Source organism: Pseudomonas sp. BIOMIG1BAC (assembly GCF_001705995.2).
Lineage (GTDB): Bacteria > Pseudomonadota > Gammaproteobacteria > Pseudomonadales > Pseudomonadaceae > Aquipseudomonas > Aquipseudomonas sessilinigenes.
The window spans coordinates 1,454,829-1,472,415 of record NZ_CP049045.1; the positions used below are offsets into that span (position 1 = coordinate 1,454,829).

Here is a 17,587-nt window from a genome sequence, read left to right on the forward strand (position 1 = left end):
CCGGGAGCCGGGTTCCAGGCTCCCGCTTTTTTTGCACACCGCCGTAGATCCAGGAAGGCCACGATGTCGGACGCTCAAGTCGCAACTCCCCCGCAGGACGTATTGGACAAGGCTGTCGCCGAAGGCGGCGCCTATGAGGTGCTGCAAAAGCGCCTGCAGGACCAGGGCCAACGCCTGCGCACCACCACGGACAGCCTCAACCAGAAGCGTCTGGACGAGTTCGGCAACAGCCGCATGGAAGTGGTCGGGCGGGCGCGCATCCGCACCGAGAACAACTGCATCGCCCGGGACATCGTCCAGGTCGGCGACTGCCTGTTGTTTGGCTACAACGTGTTCATGGGCCTGAAGAAGGAAACCAGCGTCGCCGACGTGTTTTCCCTGTACCGGCTGGTGGAGGAGGGCGAGGGCTACGAAGCCGAGTCCGTGCCCCTGGAAGGCAGTTTCCTGGGGGCCCAGGGCTTCCTCAACGATTTCAACGAGCTGTACACCTATTACAAGAACACCCGCCTGCTGCAGCTGGCGATTCGCGATGGCAAGCTCCTGGCCAGTTTCCAGATCGGCGAGCGAGTCACCGATGTGCGGGTGTTCCGCTGGTCGATCTCGGCGGATGGCCGGGACGTGCGCTACATCGACAACCGTGGTGAACGGGACATCGCCCTGCCGGCACCCTTCGATTTCGAATGGAAGAAGGCCACCCGCGAGATGGTGGTCGAGGGCCGTTTCCCGCACCTGAACATCCTCGACACGGTGTTCGTCGAGACCATCGGCGGCGACCTGACCATCAAGGTCGAGAACAATACCGAGTCGGGCCTGGGCATCTACCGTGAAGAGGTACTGGACAAGACCCAGTCCCTGGACGACTCGCAGATCGAGTTCGCCCGCCTGGGCAGCCTGATCCTGCTCAAGGTGCTGCCGTATCGCGAGGAGCACTGGCGCTACCTGGTGTTCAACAGCCTGACCCGCCAGGTGGAGCGCATCGACGCCATGGGCCTGGCCTGCGTCCAGCTGCCGGAGGACCACGGGATCATCTTCCCCGGTGGCTACTACCTGCAAAGCGGCGAGTACAAGACCTTCGAGCAGTCCATGGAAGGCATGCGCTTCAAGCGCTCGGTCCGTTCGCCCAATGGTGAAGATGTGCAGTACATCTTCTACCACCCCGAGCAGGGGCGCTCGGTACTGCTGACCTACAACATGATCAACCGCCAGCTGCAGAACCCGCTGTTCGGTCATGGTTATGCGCGCCTGGAAGACGGGCGCATGGTGATCTTCGCCGCCGAGGGCGACGAGCCGACCCGGGTCCACCCGATGCAGGTCTGGCAGACCCCGTTCTTCACCGAAGAATACGCCGCGCGGCAACCGGCCCGCAGCGGCTTCCTGGGGCGCATCGGCAATGCCGAGCTGGTGCGCAGTGTTTCCGATCTCTATGACCTGTGCCGCGAGATCGACACCCCGGCGGTCTCGGTCCAGCGCTACTCGCTGCTGTGCCAGAACACCCGGCGCCTGTTCGACGTGTACCACTGGCTGGGCAGCGCCGAGCTCGATGGCCTGGCGCCGCTGCTGCGCGAAGTGGCCGCCACCTCGGAACTGGTGCTGGACGAATACGAGAAGGTCGAGAGCATCCGGCTCCAGTCGGAGCAGGCCATGGTGGCCGCCGAGGCCAAGCAGAAAGCCCTGCTCGATGGCTTGCTGGTGGACAGCTGGGACCAGGTACAGAGTTTCGTCGATGCCCTGAACGGCATCACCGCCCAGCGCGGCCTGCTGCTGACCATCCGCGACTATCGCTATATCGACGTGGTCCGCATCGACGCCATGGAGGCCGAGCTGCTCAAGGCCCAGGAGCGTACCGCCGCTGGCACCGCGACCTTCCTGGCCAGCGAGCAGGCCCTGCTGCCCTTGGTCAGCCAGCTGGAAAACCTCGATGCCCAGGCCCAGAAGGCCGAGACCGTGGCCCAGCTCGGCGAGCCCCTGGGTGCCCTGCAAGCCATGGCCGGCGACCTGGACATGCTCTCCAGCCTGATGGCTTCGCTGCAGATCGACGATGCCACCCAGCGCACCCGGATCATCGAGTCCATCTCGCAGATCTACGCCCGGCTGAACCAGGCCAAGGCCCGCGCCGAACAGCGGCGCAAGGGCCTGGGCTCGACCGAGACCGTGGCGCAGTTCGGTGCCCAGTTCAAACTCTTCAGCCAGGGCATCACCAACGCCCTGGCCCAGGCCCAGGACCCCGAGCGTTGCGACGAGCAACTGTCACGGTTGCTGGTGCAACTGGAGGAGCTGGAAAGCCGCTTCGGCGACCATGAGCAGTTCCTCGGCGACATCCTCGGCAAGCGCGAGGAGTTGCTGGAAACCTTCGAGGCCCACAAGCAGTCGCTGCTCGATGAGCGCCAGCGCAAGGCCCAGGGCCTGCTGGACGCAGCGCGGCGGATTCTCGATAGCCTGGGCCGGCGCACCGCCCGCTTCACCCAGGCCGAGGAGCTCAACGCGTTCTTCGCCGCCGACCCGCTGATCCTCAAGCTGCGGGAGTTGGCCGAGCGCCTGCGCGAGCTCAAGGACAGCGTCAAGGCCGATGACGTCGAGGCGCGCCTCAAGGGCGCCCGGGACCAGGCCGTGCGCGCCCTGCGGGACAAGACCGAGCTGTTCGAGGAAGGCGGCAATGTCATCAAGCTGGGGCCGCGCCATCGTTTCAGCGTCAACACCCAGGAGCTGGACCTGACCCTGATGCCCCGGGGCGACGAGCTCTACCTGCACCTGACCGGCACCGATTTCCTCGAGCCCCTGCAAGACCCCGAGCTGGAAGCCCTGCGCGACTTCTGGCAGGTGGCCCTGGAGTCGGAATCGCCACAGCTGTATCGCGCCGAGTACCTGGCCGGACAGGTGCTGGACGCAGCGGACCGTGGCCAGGAAGGCCTGAGCCTGGAAAACCTCAAGCCACTGCTGGCCCACCCTGAGGAACTGGCCCGGGTGATCCGCGACTTCGCGGCGCCACGCTACAAGGAAGGCTACGAGAAGGGCATCCACGACCACGACGCGGCGGCGATCCTCCTGCAATTGCTGCCCCTGCGCGACAGTGCCGGACTGTTGGCCTATGGCCCGGCGGCCCGGGCCTTTGCCGCGCTCTTCTGGGACCGCCAGCAGGCCGAGCCGCAACCCCGGCAATGGGTGGAACGTGCCCGTACCAGCCGGCACATCCAGCAGCTGTTCGGTCGGCGCGAGGGGTTGCTGCAATTGCAGGCGGAAATCCTCGTGGCCCTCGAAGACTGGCACCGGATTCAGGGCTTCGCCGTGTCCACCGAGCTGTTGCCCGAGGCCGCCGAATACCTGGTACAGGAGCTGGCAGCGGACCGCGTGGAGTTCACCTTCAGCAAGTACGCCCGGCAATTGCAGGAGGCCCTGGCCCTGCGCCTGCAAGGCGCGCGGATGTGGGACGACTACCAGCAGGCCCTGGCGCGCCTGGCCGAGCGCCCCGCAGCGCAGTGGGCGTTGACCGGCAACTGGCTGGCGGCCTTGTGCGCCGAGGGCGAGTTCGCCCCACTGGCCGGCTACGTGCTCGAGGCCGTGGCGCTGTCGCTGCTGGGCGAAGGCTGCGCCCGACGGCTCACCGAGGTCGACCTGCGTTTCACCGTGGACAACCTGATGGGCGAGCACCCGCGCATCGAGGAGCGCAGCCTGGCGCTGACGGTGGATGGTTTCTTTGCCCGCCTGCGCGCTCATCGCGAAACCTTCCTGCCAGGCCTGCAGCGTTACCAGAACCTGCGCCAGGGCATCGTCGTTCGTGAGCGTTCGGCCCTGCGCTTGAGCGAGTTCAAGCCACGGCCACTGAGCTCGTTCGTGCGCAACAAGCTGATCAACGACGTCTACCTGGGCTTCATCGGTGACAACCTGGCCAAGCAGATGGGCACCGTGGGCGAGAACAAGCGCACCGACCTGATGGGCCTGTTGATGCTGATTTCGCCACCGGGCTACGGCAAGACCACCCTGATGGAATACGTGGCCCACCGCCTGGGCCTGATCTTCATGAAGATCAACGGCCCGGCCCTGGGCCACCAGGTGCGGTCCCTGGACCCGGCCCAGGCGCCGGACGCCACTTCGCGCCAGGAGCTGGAGAAGCTCAACCTGGCCCTGGAGATGGGCAACAACGTGATGCTCTATGTCGACGACATCCAGCACACCCATCCCGAGTTCCTGCAGAAATTCATCTCGCTGTGCGATGGCACCCGGCGCATCGAAGGCGTATGGAAGGGCGGGACCAAGACCTACGACATGCGCGGCAAGAAGTTCTGCGTGGTGATGTCGGGCAACCCATACACCGAGTCCGGCGAGGTGTTCAAGATCCCCGACATGCTGGCTAACCGGGCCGACATCTATAACCTCGGCGACACCCTGGGCGGTATGCAGGAAGCCTTCTCCCTGAGTTACATCGAGAACGGCCTGACCTCCAACCCGGTACTGGCGCCGCTGGCCACCCGCGATATGGCCGACGTCTACCGTTTCGTCGCCAAGGCCGAGGGCAAGGCCTTCTCCAGTAACGAGCTGAGCCACAGCTACAGCGGTGCCGAGATCAACGAGATCACCACCACCCTGCAACGCCTGATGCAGGTGCGCGACGTGGTGCTGCGGGTCAACCAGCAGTACATCGCCAGCGCCGCCCAGGCCGACCAGTACCGCACCGAGCCGCCGTTCAAGCTGCAGGGCAGCTACCGCAACATGAACAAGATGGCGGAGAAGATCTCGGCGGTGATGAACGATGCCGAACTCCTGCAACTGATCGCCGACCACTACCAGGGCGAATCCCAGCTGCTGACCACCGGCGCCGAGGAGAACCTGCTCAAGCTCGCCGAGCTGCGTGGCAACCAGACCCCCGAGCAGGGCGAGCGCTGGACGCAGATCAAGCGCGACTTCGTGCGCAACCGCTCCATGGGCGGCAGCGACAGCGATGTCGGCACCCGCGTGGTGGCCCAGCTCAACGACCTGGTGGATGGGGTTCGTGGCCTGGCCCGGCCCACGGAGCAGCACAGGGTGCGCGAGGTGCTGGAGAGCCTCTCCGAGCAGTTGCAGAGCAGCTTCCTGCCGCTGGTTCAGGTGATGCATAAGAAGATCGATGTCGACCTGCACAGCCATCAGCGCATCGGCGATATCGCCCAGCGCCTCGATGAGCTGAGCCGCATGCTCAGCAATGGTGAAGTACCGACGCTCAAGGACCCTCAACCCTAGCCTGCCCAGCCACCGGTTCGCTGGTGGCGGCCCAAGGAAAACCACATGGATTTCGCCCATCTGGACCGGCAACTGCGCGACAGCCTGCTGGACTTGAAACTGAGCAACGAGGAGCGCGACGAGCTGCGCCAACTGGGCAGCGAGCTCAGCGCCGACCAGGTGCGCTACTTGCGCAACCGCGCCTTTGACCTGGTGCGCGAGCTGAGTCTGGCGGACAGCGCCAACGTGCTGCCGGCCCTGAAATGGCTGGAGCAGGTGGTCAAGACCCTGGATGTCAACGTCGCGCCGGTGCGTGACATGGCCAGCGCCCACTTCAGCCCCGGCGAGGATTGCCGGCGCAAGATCCGCGAGCTGTGCCGCCAGGCCCGCGCCTCGGTGGATATCTGCGTGTTCACCATTTCCGATGACCAACTGAGCGACGAGATTCGCGCCTGCCACCAGCGCGGCGTGGCGGTGCGGGTGATCAGCGACAGTGAAAAGCAGTTCGATGTCGGCAGCGATATCGCTGCGCTACGGGAGGCCGGAGTGCCGGTGCGGATCGACGACACGCCGTTCCACATGCACCACAAGTTCGCCCTGTTCGATGGCCGCACCTTGCTCAATGGCAGCTTCAACTGGACCCGCAGCGCCACCACCGGCAATGAGGAAAACCTGCTGGTGATCGACCACCCGCAACTGGTGGCCAGCTACCTCAAGGAGTTCAACGAGCTCTGGGAGCGCTACGCGCCTCGTTGAAGGCGCGCAGCGGGAGCTTGTCGGTCAGCTCGTCTGGGAGGGGCGCCAGGCCAACTCGCTGGAAAACCGCTCCATCAGCTGTTGCTGGAGTTCGCTGGCCCGCTCCGGGGAGCGCTGGTGCAGCTCCTCCAGGGCTTGATACAGGCGTGACAGGGGCTTCTTGTCGCTGAGCAAGGTGCTCAGGTTCAGGGCCTCGATGGCTTCGGCAAAACGCTGGTGCTCGATGTGGTTGAGCAGCAGGTCTTCTTCCAGGGTCCGGCTACCGGCCTCCAGGGCGTTCAGGCGGTCTTGCAGGGCTTGGGCCTGCTGCACCTCGTCGATGTCCAGGTAGGCGCTGGCGATATCCTCCAGGTAGAAGGTCTTATCCATCTCGTCCAGCTCCGGCAGGCTGTCGCTGTCCAGCAGCTCCAGGGCCTGCTCCAGCAACGTCCTGGCCTGTGCGGTCTGGCCCAGGGCGTGCAGCAGGCTGGTCTGTTCGCGAAGGCAGAGCAGTTGCTGCTCGCCTTCTTGCTGCTGGCGCAGCTTGTGCATTTCCTCCAGGCCGCTACGCACCAACCAGCTGTCCCGGCGATGGGCCGGCAGGCGGCTTTGGATCTGCAACTGCGTCTGCAGGGCCTGCATGCGCATGCCGCTCCAGAAGTCGTGGTCGTCCCGGTAGCCATCGATCTGTTGCAGGGCCTTGGCCAGCAAGGATTCGCTCCATTGCGGTTGTGCAGCATGGTGCTGCTCGCAGAGAGTGAGCATGAGCCCCGGATGCTGGCTCGGCTCTGTCTCCAGGGTCTGGAGCATGGTTTCGGCTTCGGCCATCCGGCCTTGGGCGGCCAGGTGGTTCAACAGGATCAGCAGCAGGCCATGACGATGCAGGTCCGGGGCGCTATCCAGCAGGCGCACGGCATCGTCGATCGACGGCCGTGCCAGGGCCAGGTCCATCAGTTCGCTGTACGTGGTGTAGTAGAGGTCGTTGCCCAGTGCCGCCAACAGGCCGAGGGCCGAGTCCAGTTGGCCGGCACCGATCAGCGCGGCGATTGCCTGGGCCTGCTCTTCTGCGGGCAATGCTGCGGCCCGGGTGAGGATCGAGTCGAACCGGCCTTGGGCCGCACACGCATCGAACAGGCTGCGCAGTACGCTCTGGCGATAATTTTCATCGGACTCCGCGAACGCCGTCCAGGCCTGTTCGAGGCTGGCCTGTGCGGCATCCTGCTGGCCGGCCTGATGCAGCAAGCGAGCGAGCACCAGCAGGTTGCCGACGCTCTGGCGTTCGTGAGCGGCAGGCTGTCGTGGATCGCTCAGTTCCTGGAGCAGTACCAGGGCCTGGTCGTGTTCGCCACGGGCCTGGAGTATCTGGGCTTGCAGCAGCGGCCAGCTGGGCAGGGACAGCTCCCAGGCATCCAACAGTTCCAGGCACGCCTGGGTCTGGCCAGTGTCGAGCAGTGTTTCGACCAGGGTATTGAGGGCGTATTCCTGGGCGTAAGGCGGCAGTTGCTCGTACACCTTCCGGGCCTGGGCCTTTTGTCCTGCCAGATAGAGTTCGCTGGTCACCAGTTGCAAGGCCAGTAGCTGGGCCTCGCCAGGCAGGCGTTCTGCCAGTTTCAGCGCCAGCAGCGGTTCGGCCTTGCTCAGCAGCAGGGTCTGGCCGATCTGGGCGCTGATCTCGCCAGTCTCTGGCAGGCCTTGGTTGTACTTTGCGAGTTTCTGGCGGGTGTACAAGATCAGTGCGATGAACATCAGCACGATGACAAGCAGGGTGACAAAGAGGGTCATGGACTTCCTTTTCTACTGGGCTACGGCTCTGGCGCGGAGCGCGCCTGCCGACTCGCGGGGGGTTATAAAGCCGTGGGGCGGGCCTGGCAACCGACTTTACCCAGGCCATGCACCTGGGAGAGCGTTGCCCTGGAGCCAGGCAGCGGGCCAGCGGTCGGGCAGGGCGGCGGGTTTCGGGTTAGACTTGCCGCCTTTTCGCATACTCAAGAAGCCCGCACATGGCCCAGCCGTCCACCACCTACAAATTCGAACTGAACCTGACCGACCTCGACCGCGGGGTCTACGAAAGCGTCAAGCAGACCATCGCCCGCCACCCTTCGGAAACCGAAGAGCGCATGACCGTGCGCCTGCTGGCCTATGCCTTCTGGTACAACGAGCAGCTGTCGTTCGGGCGCGGCCTGTCGGAAGTGGACGAGCCGGCCCTGTGGGAAAAGAGCCTGGATGACCGCGTGCTGCACTGGATCGAAGTCGGCCAGCCGGACGCCGAGCGCCTGACCTGGTGCTCGCGCCGTACCGAGCGCACCAGCCTCCTGGCCTACGGCAGCCTGCGGGTCTGGCAGACCCGGGTGGTGGACGCGGTGAAGAACCTGAAGAATCTCAATATCGCCGGCGTGCCCCAGGAGGTGCTGGAGACCCTGGCCAAGGACATGCCACGGGTGATCAAGTGGGATGTGATGATCAGCGAAGGCACTCTCTTCGTCACCGACGATCGCGGCCAGCATGAAGTGCAGCTGGAATGGCTGCTGGGCGAGCGCGGCTGATTGCCCGCGCCGCTCCTGAACGACCCACCGTCCCCCAAGAGAAGTTGCTGTTAGCCCATGCGTATCGAACCCCGTGAGTTACCCGCCGTCCTGCCCTTTCTCGGCGACCTGCCGCCGTTGCTGACCCGTCTCTACGCCGCCCGAGGCGTGCAGACGGTGGATGAGCTGGACAAGAGCCTGGCGCGGCTGATCCCGTTCCAGCAGCTCAAGGGCATCGACGCCGCGGTGGACCTGCTGGTGACCGCCCTGGACCTGCGCCAGCGCATCCTCATCGTCGGCGACTTCGACGCCGACGGCGCTACCGCCAGTACCGTGGGCTTGCTGGGCCTGCGCCTGCTGGGCGCGGCCCATGTCGACTACCTGGTGCCCAACCGCTTCGAGTACGGCTACGGCCTGACCCCGGAAATCGTCGCGGTGGCCCTGCAGCGCCAGCCGCAGTTGCTGATCACCGTGGACAACGGCATCTCCAGTGTCGATGGCGTGGCCGCAGCCAAGGCCGCGGGCTTGCAGGTATTGGTCACCGACCACCACTTGCCGGGCCCGGAGCTGCCAGCGGCGGACGCCATCGTCAACCCCAACCAGCCGGGCTGCGAGTTTCCCAGCAAGGCCCTGGCCGGGGTCGGGGTGATCTTCTATGTGCTGATGGCCCTGCGTGCGCGGCTGCGTAGCCTGGGCCGCTACGAGAGCCGGCCGCAGCCGAATATCGGCGAGCTGCTGGACCTGGTGGCCCTGGGCAGCGTGGCGGACGTGGTGCCGCTGGATGCCAACAACCGCATCCTGGTGCACCAGGGCCTGGAGCGGATTCGCGCCGGTCGCGCCCGGCCGGGGCTCAAGGCGATCCTGGAAGTGGCCAAGCGCGACCATTCGCGCATCACCTCCACCGACCTGGGGTTCATCCTCGGGCCTCGGCTGAACGCCGCCGGGCGCTTGGACGACATGAGCCTGGGCATCGAGTGCTTGCTCAGCGACGATGCGTCGGCGGCGAGGGCCATGGCCGCCCAGCTCGATGAGCTGAACCAGGACCGCAAGTCCATCGAGCAGGGCATGCAGCGCGAAGCCCTGGCCCAGCTCAAGGAGCTGCCGGTGGAATCGATGCCGTTCGGCCTGTGCCTGTTCGATGCCGATTGGCACCAGGGGGTGATCGGAATCCTCGCCTCGCGCCTGAAGGAGCGTTACCACCGGCCAACCATCGCTTTTGCCGACGCTGGCGACGGCATGCTCAAGGGCTCGGCGCGTTCGGTGCCGGGCTTCCATATCCGTGACGCCCTGGACGCGGTGGCCGCCCGCCATCCACAACTGATTAGCAAGTTCGGTGGCCATGCCATGGCCGCCGGCCTGTCGCTGCCGGAGCAGAACTTCCCGGCCTTCGCCGAGGCTTTCGATGAGGAGGTGCGGCGTCAGCTCAACGAGGAAGACCTCACCGGGCGCCTGCTGTCGGACGGCACCCTGGCCGTGGAGGAATTCCACCTGGAACTGGCCCGCGCCCTGCGCCATGCCGGCCCCTGGGGCCAGCACTTTCCCGAGCCGATGTTCCATGGGGTGTTCGAGCTGGTGGAGCAGCGCATCGTCGGCGAACGCCACCTGAAGGTGGTGCTGCGCAGCGAATGCGGTTCGCTGAAGCTGGACGGCATCGCCTTCGGCATCGATCGCGAAGTCTGGCCCAACCCGACTATCCGCTGGGTGGAGCTGGCCTACAAACTCGACCTCAACGAGTTCCGTGGCCAGGAAACCGTGCAACTGATGATCGCCCACATCGAGCCCCGCTGACGCACCCTGTAGCCGCTGCCGAGCCTGCGAGGTTGCGACCGGTCGCGCAGCGGCCGCAGAAGCCTGCTGCACGGTCATGCATAGCCTGCGGCAGCGGCGGCATGGAGCGCTGCCTGGGATTTTCGCTTGGCGAGTGATCAGGAACCCTGCTTCGGCCAATGTTGTCGACTAGTCTGTTAGGACTGTCTGATTGGCCTTGTGACGTTTTGTCCTTTTCTCTTCCCGCGGGGGCGGGCGCTTCAACTTCGCAGTCACTCGTCGACCGTTCAAACAGATCCCTGGAGCCTGACCACTGACCGAGAGGTGCCCCATGAGTCTGCTGCTTGAACCCTATACCCTGCGTCAACTGACCTTGATCAATCGCATTGCCGTGTCGCCCATGTGCCAGTACTCGTCGGTGGACGGACTGGCCAATGACTGGCACCTGGTGCACCTGGGCAGCCGTGCCGTGGGCGGAGCCGGGCTGATCTTCACCGAGGCCACGGCGGTCACCGCCGACGGCCGGATCACCGCCCAGGACCTGGGGCTGTGGAACGACGACCAGATCGAACCCTTGCGCCGCATCACCCGTTTCATCAGTGCCCAGGGCGCAGTCGCCGGCATCCAGCTGGCCCATGCCGGGCGCAAGGCCAGCACCCACCGGCCCTGGCTCGGCAAGTCCGGCAGCGTCAAGCCCGAGGACGGGGGCTGGGTGCCGGTAGGGCCGTCGCGGATCGCCTTCGACCCGCAGCACACGCCACCGACGCCACTGGACGAGCACCAGATCGCCGACGTCATCCAGGCCTTCGTCGCCGCTGCCAAGCGGGCCCTGGAGGCCGGCTTCAAGGTGGTGGAGGTGCACGCCGCCCACGGCTATCTGCTGCACCAGTTCCTCTCGCCTCTGAGCAATCAGCGCCAGGACCGCTACGGCGGTTCGTTCGAGAACCGTATCCGCCTGGTATTGGAGGTGACCGAGGCGGTGCGCCAGGTCTGGCCGCAGGAGCTGCCGCTGTTCGTGCGGGTCTCGGCCACCGACTGGGTGGAAGACGGCTGGAATCCCGACGAAACCGTGGAGCTGGCCAGGCGCCTCAAGGACCTGGGGGTGGACCTGATCGACGTGTCGTCCGGTGGTACGGCGGCCAATGCCGAGATCCCCACCGGCCCCGGCTACCAGACGCGCTTCGCCGAGCGCGTGCGCAAGGAGTCGGGAATCGCCACCGGCACCGTGGGCATGATCACCGAGCCGGCCCAGGCCGAGCACATCCTGCGTACCTGCCAGGCGGACATCATCCTGCTGGCCCGGGAGCTGTTGCGCGATCCTTACTGGCCGCTGCATGCGGACGACGACCTGGGCGGGCGCAACGCCACCTGGCCGGCGCAGTACCAGCGGGCGACCCACAGGGACCAGCCGATCCACGAATCGGACCTGCGGGACTGACCGTATGCAGGCAAGAAAAACCGGCCAGTCAAGGAAATGGTAGGGGCACCTCACCGGTAGGGCATCAAGGGTACTTGCGTTTCTCCGGGGCCGGAGGGAAGTACTGGTACAACCAGGTTTCGCTCAGGGTGCGATCGTTGGTGCGGATGAACAGCCGCAGTTCCACCGGGTCCACGCTGTCGTTGGTGGGGTACCAGTCGAAGAGGATGCGGTAGCCCTTGATCTCGTCCAGCACCAGTACGCTGAAGTCCTTGACCTGGCCGTTGGAGGCGGTGACCACCGGTTCGATGCCGGTGCCCGCCGGCAGGCGATCGAGGCCGCCGCCGGTGAAGTCCACGGCGAAGCGCCGCGCCCAGACGGGCGGATAGTGTTCGCCCGGGGCCCAGCCCTCGACGAAGCCGCCCATGCCCGAACGGGTGGCGTGGACCCGCGCCAGGGGCGTGCCCACCGGCGGTAGGGCGCTCCAGTAGAGCTTGTAGCCGTAGTTCAGCGAGTCGCCGGCGGCCACCGGCTTCTTCGGTGTCCAGAAGGCCACGATGTTGTCCATGGTCTCGCCAGTGGTGGGGATCTCCAGCAGGTCGACGCTGCCCTCGCCCCAGGCGGTGGTGGGCTCGACCCACAGGCTCGGGCGACGGCTGTACCAGTCCACGGTGTCCTGGTAGCTGGCAAAGTCATGGTCGGTCTGCACCAGGCCGAAGCCTTTCGGATCTTTGTCGGCGAAGGCGTTGAATTGCAGGGTCGCCGGGTTGTTCAACGGCCGGCAGATCCATTCGCCGTTGCCGCGCCACATGGCCAGGCGGTCAGAGTCGTGGATCTGCGGGTGGATGGTGTCGCACATGCGCCGCTCGTGGGTGCCGCAGCTGAACATGCTGGTCATCGGCGCGATGCCCAGTTGCTCGATGGCCGTACGCGCATTGACGTGGGCATCGACCTCCATCACCACGCGCTCGGCCTGGCAGTCGATGTCGAAGCGGTAAGCACCGGTGGCGCTCGGCGAGTCCAGCAGGGCATAGACCACGAAGCGGGTGCTGTCCTTGTCCGGGGTCTCGAACCAGAACTGGGTGAAGTCGGGGAATTCCTCGCGATGCTTGGCGTAGGTATCGATGGCCAGGCCCCGGGCCGAGAGGCCGTACTGGCCGGTGGCGTCCACCGCGCGGAAGTAGCTGGCGCCGAGGAACGACACCACGTCGTGTCTATCCAGCTCCGGCGCCTTGAACAGCTTGAATCCGGCGAAACCCAGGTCGCCCTTGAGCTGCGAGGTGTCTACGCGGGTGTTCTGGTAGTTGAACAGCGGCGGACGGAAGTGCACCTCCCGCGACAGGCGGGTCTTGGGGTCGACGCTGTGCATGCGCACCGGCTGGCGAAAGCCCATGCCCACATGGAAGAACTGCACGTCCAGCTGGCCGTTCAGGTCATTCCACAGCGAGTGTTTGGCGTCGTACTGGATGGCATTGAAGTCCTGCGGGGTCATCTGCGCCAAGGTCGGCGGCAGCACCTGCTTGGTGTCCACGTACTGCTTGGCGGCCAGTTGCCTGGCCTGGGCCTTGAGGCGCTCGAAGTCGAATGCCTGTGCCTCGCCATCGGCGGCACCGGTACCGGCCCAGGCTCGGGCGGCCAGCAGGCCGCTGGCCGAAAGGCCGGTATAGGCCGCCAGGGCCATGGACGCTTTGAGGAGATTCCTACGATGCATGGTTAAGCCTTGTACAGGGAAAGATCCGCAGCCGTTCTTGGCCGCTCGGGGGATCGCGTGGATGAGGTCCGGCCATGCCGTTGGCCGGACCCGTCTGACCTTAAACAGATGCTGCGTAGAATAATCGGTTCGCCCAGGGCAGAAAAATGATTAGCTTGTGTCCATAGGTAACGACTTAACCAGCCCTAGGAAATTGCCCCATGCTGCGCCTGCGACCACTTGTCGAAGACGAAATCGCCTTGCTCAAGACCATCGACCGTGCCGAGATCATCGAAGCGTTCTACCGCCTGCAGGATGGAGGGCTGGTGCGTTATGCCCAGCATGAAGTGGTGACCGGTTGGCCGGTCGGAGAAGCCGAGCATGACGAGGTGATCTTGCAGCAGTGTTACCAGCGTGGCGGGTGGCTGCATGGGGCCTTCGACGACACGCGGCTGGTGGCGGCGGCGGTGGTGGATTGCCTGCCGATCGCCAACGCCGGGCTGGACCTGCGCCAACTGAAGTTCCTGCATGTGAGCCAGGACTGGCGTGGTCATGGCCTCGGTCGGCAGTTGTTCGCCTTGGCCCGGGAGCAGGCCCTGGCCATGGGCGGCCAGGGTTTGTATGTGTCAGCCACGCCGTCGCGGCATACGGTGGATTTCTACCAGGGCCTGGGTTGCCAGTTGCTGGACGTCCCCGACCCGGAGCTGTTGCGCCTGGAGCCCGAGGACATTCATCTGTACCTGCGCCTGGCCTAGGCCTGGCGGGGTTTGCTCCAGTTCGGCCAGGCGCCGATGGTCACCGCGCGCAGCAGCCATTCGCAAGGGCCGTACTGGTGATGGCGCAGCCACAGGGCACTGAGTTGCATCTGCACCAGGTAGATGGCGATCACCACCAGCGGTAAGGCCAACGGTGGTAAATGGTTGACCAGCCCCAGCCCGTAACCGGTGAACAGCAGGCAGAGGATCACTGATTGCAGCAGGTAGTTGCTCAGGGACATGCGTCCCAGGGGCGCCAGGCGCCGGCACAGGCGCTGGCCCAGGGATGAGTCGAAGGCCTTGAGCAGTAGCATGGCGTAGCTGGCCGAGAGCAAGGGCGCGGTCAACTGGCTGAGGCCATAGCCGATCAATTCCAGGCCACCCCCCGGGGCATAGGCGGCCCAGTAGCCGTAGAGCAGGGCGCCGCCCAGGCCGAGGGGCAGGGTGAACGCCAGCAGCCATGGCAGCCTGGGCTCGAAGCGATAGGGCGCCACCAGCAGCTCCTTGCGTCCGGCCACGTAGCCCAGCAGGAACATCGCCAGGGTGCTGGGCCCTTGCAGCAGCCACAGGGCCGAGGCGGTTTCCAGCAGGTGCGAAGCGTTGTAGGCCAGGGTCTCCAGCGCACTGCCGCCCAAGGCCATGTCCTTGAGCACCGATTCGCCGTCGGCCGTGCCGGTGTAGAGGCCGATCTCCAGCAGTTCGCCCCCCAACAGCAGGAACATCAGCGTGCTGGCGATGACCAGCAGCAGCGCCAGCACCGCCGCCGACTTGGCCGATAGCCCACGCAGTGCCAGCAGGATCAACCCGAGCAAGGCATACAGCGAGAGGATCTCGCCATAGAACAGCAGCGCGCCGTGCACCAGGCCGATGACCAGCAGGGCCAGTTGCCGGCGCCACATGCGCGGCACGAAGGACGCCCCCGAGCGTTCGGCGGAGCTCATCTGCAAGGTGAAGCTGTAGCCGAACAGGAAGGAGAACAGCAGGTAGAACTTGGCCTCGAAGAGGACCGACACCAGCCAGCGCACTAGGTGATCGAGGGCGCTGGAGTACGCCGGGTTGCTGGTTGGTGAAGCGTAGTAGGGGTCGGCGAAGGACCAGATGTTCACCGCCAGGATGCCCAGTAGGGCGAAGCCTCGTAGGGCGTCCACATGTTGCAGGCGTGCCGGTTGCGTGCCGGAAATACGCGCGGGGGTCATGTTCGGTTTCCTTGTAGCAGGTGCAGAGCCAGTTCTTGCAGGACAGGGCCCTGGGTCTGGGGAGCGAATTGCGGATCGACGGCAACCCGGGCGAACAGGCCATCGATCATGACGGCAAGCCAGTTGGCGATTTGCTCGGCACACAGCCCTGGGCGGACCAGCCCCAGGTCGTTGGCCTGGCGCACGAGGGCGGCGAGTCCTTCACGCAAAAGCAGATCGTTGTGACGTGCCAGTTTGCAAACCTGTGGATCACGGTGGCTGAGGGCGGCGATCTCCAATGCCAGGCCGGTGTAGTGCGGGTCCTCGGCGAGCTGGCAGAGGTGCAGGAGAAAGCCCATCAGGGCCTCCAGAGGCTGTTGCTCCTGCAGCAGGTGTTCCATCTCCTGCTGGATCTGCTGGCCTTCGCGAGCGATCAGTGCCAGCAGCAGCGCCTGCTTGCTGGGGAAGTAATGAAACAGGTTGCCGGCACTCATCTGCGCGATCAGGCAGATGTCCGCGGTTCGGGTAGCCATGTAGCCATGTTCGGCGATGCAGCGGGCGCCAGCGTCCAGCAGTGCGTTGTACCGTGCTTCGCGTTGCACATGGTTGGCGGGACGCATGCAGGTGGGCCTCTTGAGTTAATTGAGCGGCTGCTCAATTAACTGCAATGGGCTGGGGCGGGGCAATGCAATTCTTGTTAAAAAGAGTCAAGAAATGTTGGCCAGGGGGCTAATGCCCTTCAGTTGAGCGAGGTGATCCCCTGTGGGCGCGAAGCGTGCTCGCGATGGATTTCAGGGCGCTCGCGCTACCGTCAATGAGCATCGCGGGCAAGCCTCGCTCTTAGGCTGGGTTTCGTCTTTGGCTTCAACCTGATGCTTTCGGCGAAGCCTCCAGGCATTGCGCCTCTTGGGCCGGCAGGCCCTCGGCAGTCAGCCTGGTCAGTGTCCCGAGCGCCGACAGGTGGTCACGCTGGATCGCCTCTTTGTAGCAGGCCAGGGCCCGAGCCTTGTCCGTGGTGCCCCAGCGCCCGCTGGACAGCGCGTCCGCCAGGATGTCGTAGAGCATGCCCGAGTCCAGCTTGCGCAGGGCCTGGAGGACGGCGGCCTCGGCCTTGCCCGGGTTCACACAGCTCTCGAACGAGCCATCGCCTTTCGGATCGCAGTAGTACATGGACAACATCACTGCCGCATCGGCATCCGCTTGGGCATAGGGCAGCAGCAGCTCCTCGGCCTCACCAGGCTTGAGTTCCGGCGCCATGCCCGAATAACCCAGGCTCACGGCTTGCACGGCGGCCTTGGCCGACCCATGTCTAGCGGCATCCACCAGGATGCGCTGACCCAGCTCGAAGAAGTACACCGTCAACGGATACTGCTCGCGTCCGCCATATGCCAGGAACAGGTCGGCCTTGCGCGACTGACGCTGCAGGGCGGTTTCATCGGCGGGGGCTTGTTGATCGAGCAGGCCGTCCATCGACCATTGCTCGATACGGGTAAGTTGCCAGCAGGCGCTCCGCTCGAAGACGAAGGCCTGGACCACGTCGCCCTGGGGGTCGTGCACCACCAGGGTATGGTCCTCCCAGAAGGTCTGCAGCCCCGACCGGGCCTGGGCCTTGGGGTCGAGCAGGGCCAGCAGGTGGCGGTTGTCGCCAGTGAGCTTGTGTCGCGTGGTGGCGACGCGGCCAAAGTCGTCATAGACCAGGCGCTGTTCGACCAGGGGGGAGTCACTGAACGCCAGTTGCAGTTCAGGGTCCGTGGCGAAGGCCTGGACAAAGGTCGGCAGGTCGCTGGACGGGCAGGTGGGGGCGGCAGCCTGGACGACCTGTGCGCTGGTGCCGAACAACAGGCAAACGAACAACTGGCGCAGCAGGTGGCGAGAAACGGGCATCGGCGAACTCGTTGGGAGTGAAGGCAGAAAGAAGGTCATGGCGTATCCGGGACGAACCAGCGACACCCGCGTTGGGCCAGCCAGATCGCCAGCAGCGAAGGCACTCCCATCAGCAGGCAATAGGCATAGCCGCGTATCGGGTGCTCGGGAAACATCGCCCAGGCGCTGAACGCCACCAAGGCGCCAATCAGGACCAGCTTGAGCTTGAGGTTGGAAATCATCGCCAGCAGCCAGCCGCCGACGATCAGCAGGTAGAACAGCAGGTCCACCATCATGCCCAGGCCGAAGCTTCGAGCCGTGGCGCCGAACAGCTGGCGATACAGTGGAATGCCCCAGATATGCGCCAGGTAGAACAACAGTACCGGCAACGAATGGGCCACCAGGCCGGTGGTAATCCGCACCACATGGTAGTGGCCAGCAGCGTTCTGGCTCATGGGCGGCACCTGTTGGCC

12 protein-coding genes are annotated in these 17,587 nt (G+C 65.2%); 6 read left to right on the forward strand and 6 right to left on the reverse strand.

Features of this window, described 5'->3' with window-relative positions:
- Window positions 1–63 precede the first annotated feature (63 nt).
- Together ATY02_RS06640 and ATY02_RS06645 are read left to right on the forward strand one after the other, a co-directional pair.
- Window positions 64–5,211 carry a DNA repair ATPase gene (locus ATY02_RS06640; protein WP_068583635.1) on the forward strand — a complete coding sequence of 1,716 codons (5,148 nt, stop codon included), beginning with the start codon at window positions 64–66 and terminating at the stop codon, window positions 5,209–5,211.
- A 45-nt stretch (window positions 5,212–5,256) separates the two neighbouring features.
- Window positions 5,257–5,946, forward strand: coding sequence for a phospholipase D-like domain-containing protein (locus tag ATY02_RS06645; RefSeq protein ID WP_068583638.1), 690 nt, complete (start codon window positions 5,257–5,259; stop codon window positions 5,944–5,946).
- A 24-nt stretch (window positions 5,947–5,970) separates the two neighbouring features.
- On the opposite strand, the gene ATY02_RS06650 is transcribed toward ATY02_RS06645, so the two are convergent.
- Window positions 5,971–7,707, reverse strand: coding sequence for a tetratricopeptide repeat protein (locus tag ATY02_RS06650; protein ID WP_068583641.1), 1,737 nt, complete (start codon window positions 7,705–7,707; stop codon window positions 5,971–5,973).
- A gap of 218 nt (window positions 7,708–7,925) precedes the next feature.
- On the opposite strand from ATY02_RS06650, the gene ATY02_RS06655 reads away from it, so the two are divergent.
- From ATY02_RS06655 to ATY02_RS06665, 3 genes are all read left to right on the forward strand, one after another.
- A complete protein-coding gene (locus tag ATY02_RS06655; protein WP_068583643.1) occupies window positions 7,926–8,468 on the forward strand; it encodes a YaeQ family protein in 543 nt (180 codons plus the stop codon).
- Window positions 8,469–8,525: 57 nt separating this feature from the next.
- Window positions 8,526–10,235: a single-stranded-DNA-specific exonuclease RecJ gene (recJ, locus tag ATY02_RS06660; protein WP_068583646.1), complete on the forward strand. Its 1,710-nt coding sequence runs from the start codon at window positions 8,526–8,528 to the stop codon at window positions 10,233–10,235.
- 310 nt (window positions 10,236–10,545) lie between these two features.
- Window positions 10,546–11,652, forward strand: a complete 1,107-nt coding sequence (locus ATY02_RS06665; RefSeq protein WP_068583649.1) for an NADH:flavin oxidoreductase/NADH oxidase — start codon at window positions 10,546–10,548, stop codon at window positions 11,650–11,652.
- A 64-nt stretch (window positions 11,653–11,716) separates the two neighbouring features.
- Here ATY02_RS06665 and ATY02_RS06670 read toward each other — a convergent pair whose 3' ends face one another.
- Complete coding sequence (locus ATY02_RS06670; protein ID WP_068583652.1) at window positions 11,717–13,342, reverse strand: glucan biosynthesis protein D; 1,626 nt, start codon at window positions 13,340–13,342, stop codon at window positions 11,717–11,719.
- A 200-nt stretch (window positions 13,343–13,542) separates the two neighbouring features.
- On the opposite strand from ATY02_RS06670, the gene ATY02_RS06675 reads away from it, so the two are divergent.
- Window positions 13,543–14,076 carry a GNAT family N-acetyltransferase gene (locus ATY02_RS06675; RefSeq protein ID WP_068583655.1) on the forward strand — a complete coding sequence of 178 codons (534 nt, stop codon included), beginning with the start codon at window positions 13,543–13,545 and terminating at the stop codon, window positions 14,074–14,076.
- On the opposite strand, the gene ATY02_RS06680 is transcribed toward ATY02_RS06675, so the two are convergent.
- The 4 genes from ATY02_RS06680 to ATY02_RS06695 form a co-directional block, all read right to left on the reverse strand.
- A complete protein-coding gene (locus tag ATY02_RS06680; protein ID WP_068583658.1) occupies window positions 14,073–15,272 on the reverse strand; it encodes a DUF418 domain-containing protein in 1,200 nt (399 codons plus the stop codon). The genes ATY02_RS06675 and ATY02_RS06680 overlap by 4 nt on opposite strands.
- The gene (locus ATY02_RS06685) at window positions 15,269–15,871 is read right to left on the reverse strand and encodes a TetR/AcrR family transcriptional regulator (protein ID WP_068583660.1); all 603 of its coding nucleotides are present in this window, start codon (window positions 15,869–15,871) and stop codon (window positions 15,269–15,271) included. The genes ATY02_RS06680 and ATY02_RS06685 overlap by 4 nt, the downstream gene beginning before the upstream one ends.
- Window positions 15,872–16,115: 244 nt before the next feature.
- Window positions 16,116–17,135: a hypothetical protein gene (locus ATY02_RS06690; protein ID WP_124345835.1), complete on the reverse strand. Its 1,020-nt coding sequence runs from the start codon at window positions 17,133–17,135 to the stop codon at window positions 16,116–16,118.
- Between the two features lie 35 nt (window positions 17,136–17,170).
- Window positions 17,171–17,569 (reverse strand): hypothetical protein, encoded by a 399-nt coding sequence (locus ATY02_RS06695; protein WP_068583666.1) that lies wholly within the window; start codon window positions 17,567–17,569, stop codon window positions 17,171–17,173.
- Window positions 17,570–17,587: the final 18 nt, after the last annotated feature.

What these genes read in the sequence shown, in the direction of transcription:
- ATY02_RS06650 (WP_068583641.1), bottom strand. Translation starts at nt 7,707, where the DNA reads ATGACCCTCTTTGTCACCCTGCTTGTCATCGTGCTGATGTTCATCGCA.
- ATY02_RS06640 (WP_068583635.1), top strand. Translation starts at nt 64, where the DNA reads ATGTCGGACGCTCAAGTCGCAACTCCCCCGCAGGACGTATTGGACAAG.
- ATY02_RS06665 (WP_068583649.1), top strand. Translation starts at nt 10,546, where the DNA reads ATGAGTCTGCTGCTTGAACCCTATACCCTGCGTCAACTGACCTTGATC.
- ATY02_RS06680 (WP_068583658.1), bottom strand. Translation starts at nt 15,272, where the DNA reads ATGACCCCCGCGCGTATTTCCGGCACGCAACCGGCACGCCTGCAACAT.
- recJ (WP_068583646.1), top strand. Translation starts at nt 8,526, where the DNA reads ATGCGTATCGAACCCCGTGAGTTACCCGCCGTCCTGCCCTTTCTCGGC.
- ATY02_RS06685 (WP_068583660.1), bottom strand. Translation starts at nt 15,871, where the DNA reads ATGCGTCCCGCCAACCATGTGCAACGCGAAGCACGGTACAACGCACTG.
- ATY02_RS06675 (WP_068583655.1), top strand. Translation starts at nt 13,543, where the DNA reads ATGCTGCGCCTGCGACCACTTGTCGAAGACGAAATCGCCTTGCTCAAG.
- ATY02_RS06655 (WP_068583643.1), top strand. Translation starts at nt 7,926, where the DNA reads ATGGCCCAGCCGTCCACCACCTACAAATTCGAACTGAACCTGACCGAC.
- ATY02_RS06645 (WP_068583638.1), top strand. Translation starts at nt 5,257, where the DNA reads ATGGATTTCGCCCATCTGGACCGGCAACTGCGCGACAGCCTGCTGGAC.
- ATY02_RS06690 (WP_124345835.1), bottom strand. Translation starts at nt 17,135, where the DNA reads ATGCCCGTTTCTCGCCACCTGCTGCGCCAGTTGTTCGTTTGCCTGTTG.
- ATY02_RS06670 (WP_068583652.1), bottom strand. Translation starts at nt 13,342, where the DNA reads ATGCATCGTAGGAATCTCCTCAAAGCGTCCATGGCCCTGGCGGCCTAT.
- ATY02_RS06695 (WP_068583666.1), bottom strand. Translation starts at nt 17,569, where the DNA reads ATGAGCCAGAACGCTGCTGGCCACTACCATGTGGTGCGGATTACCACC.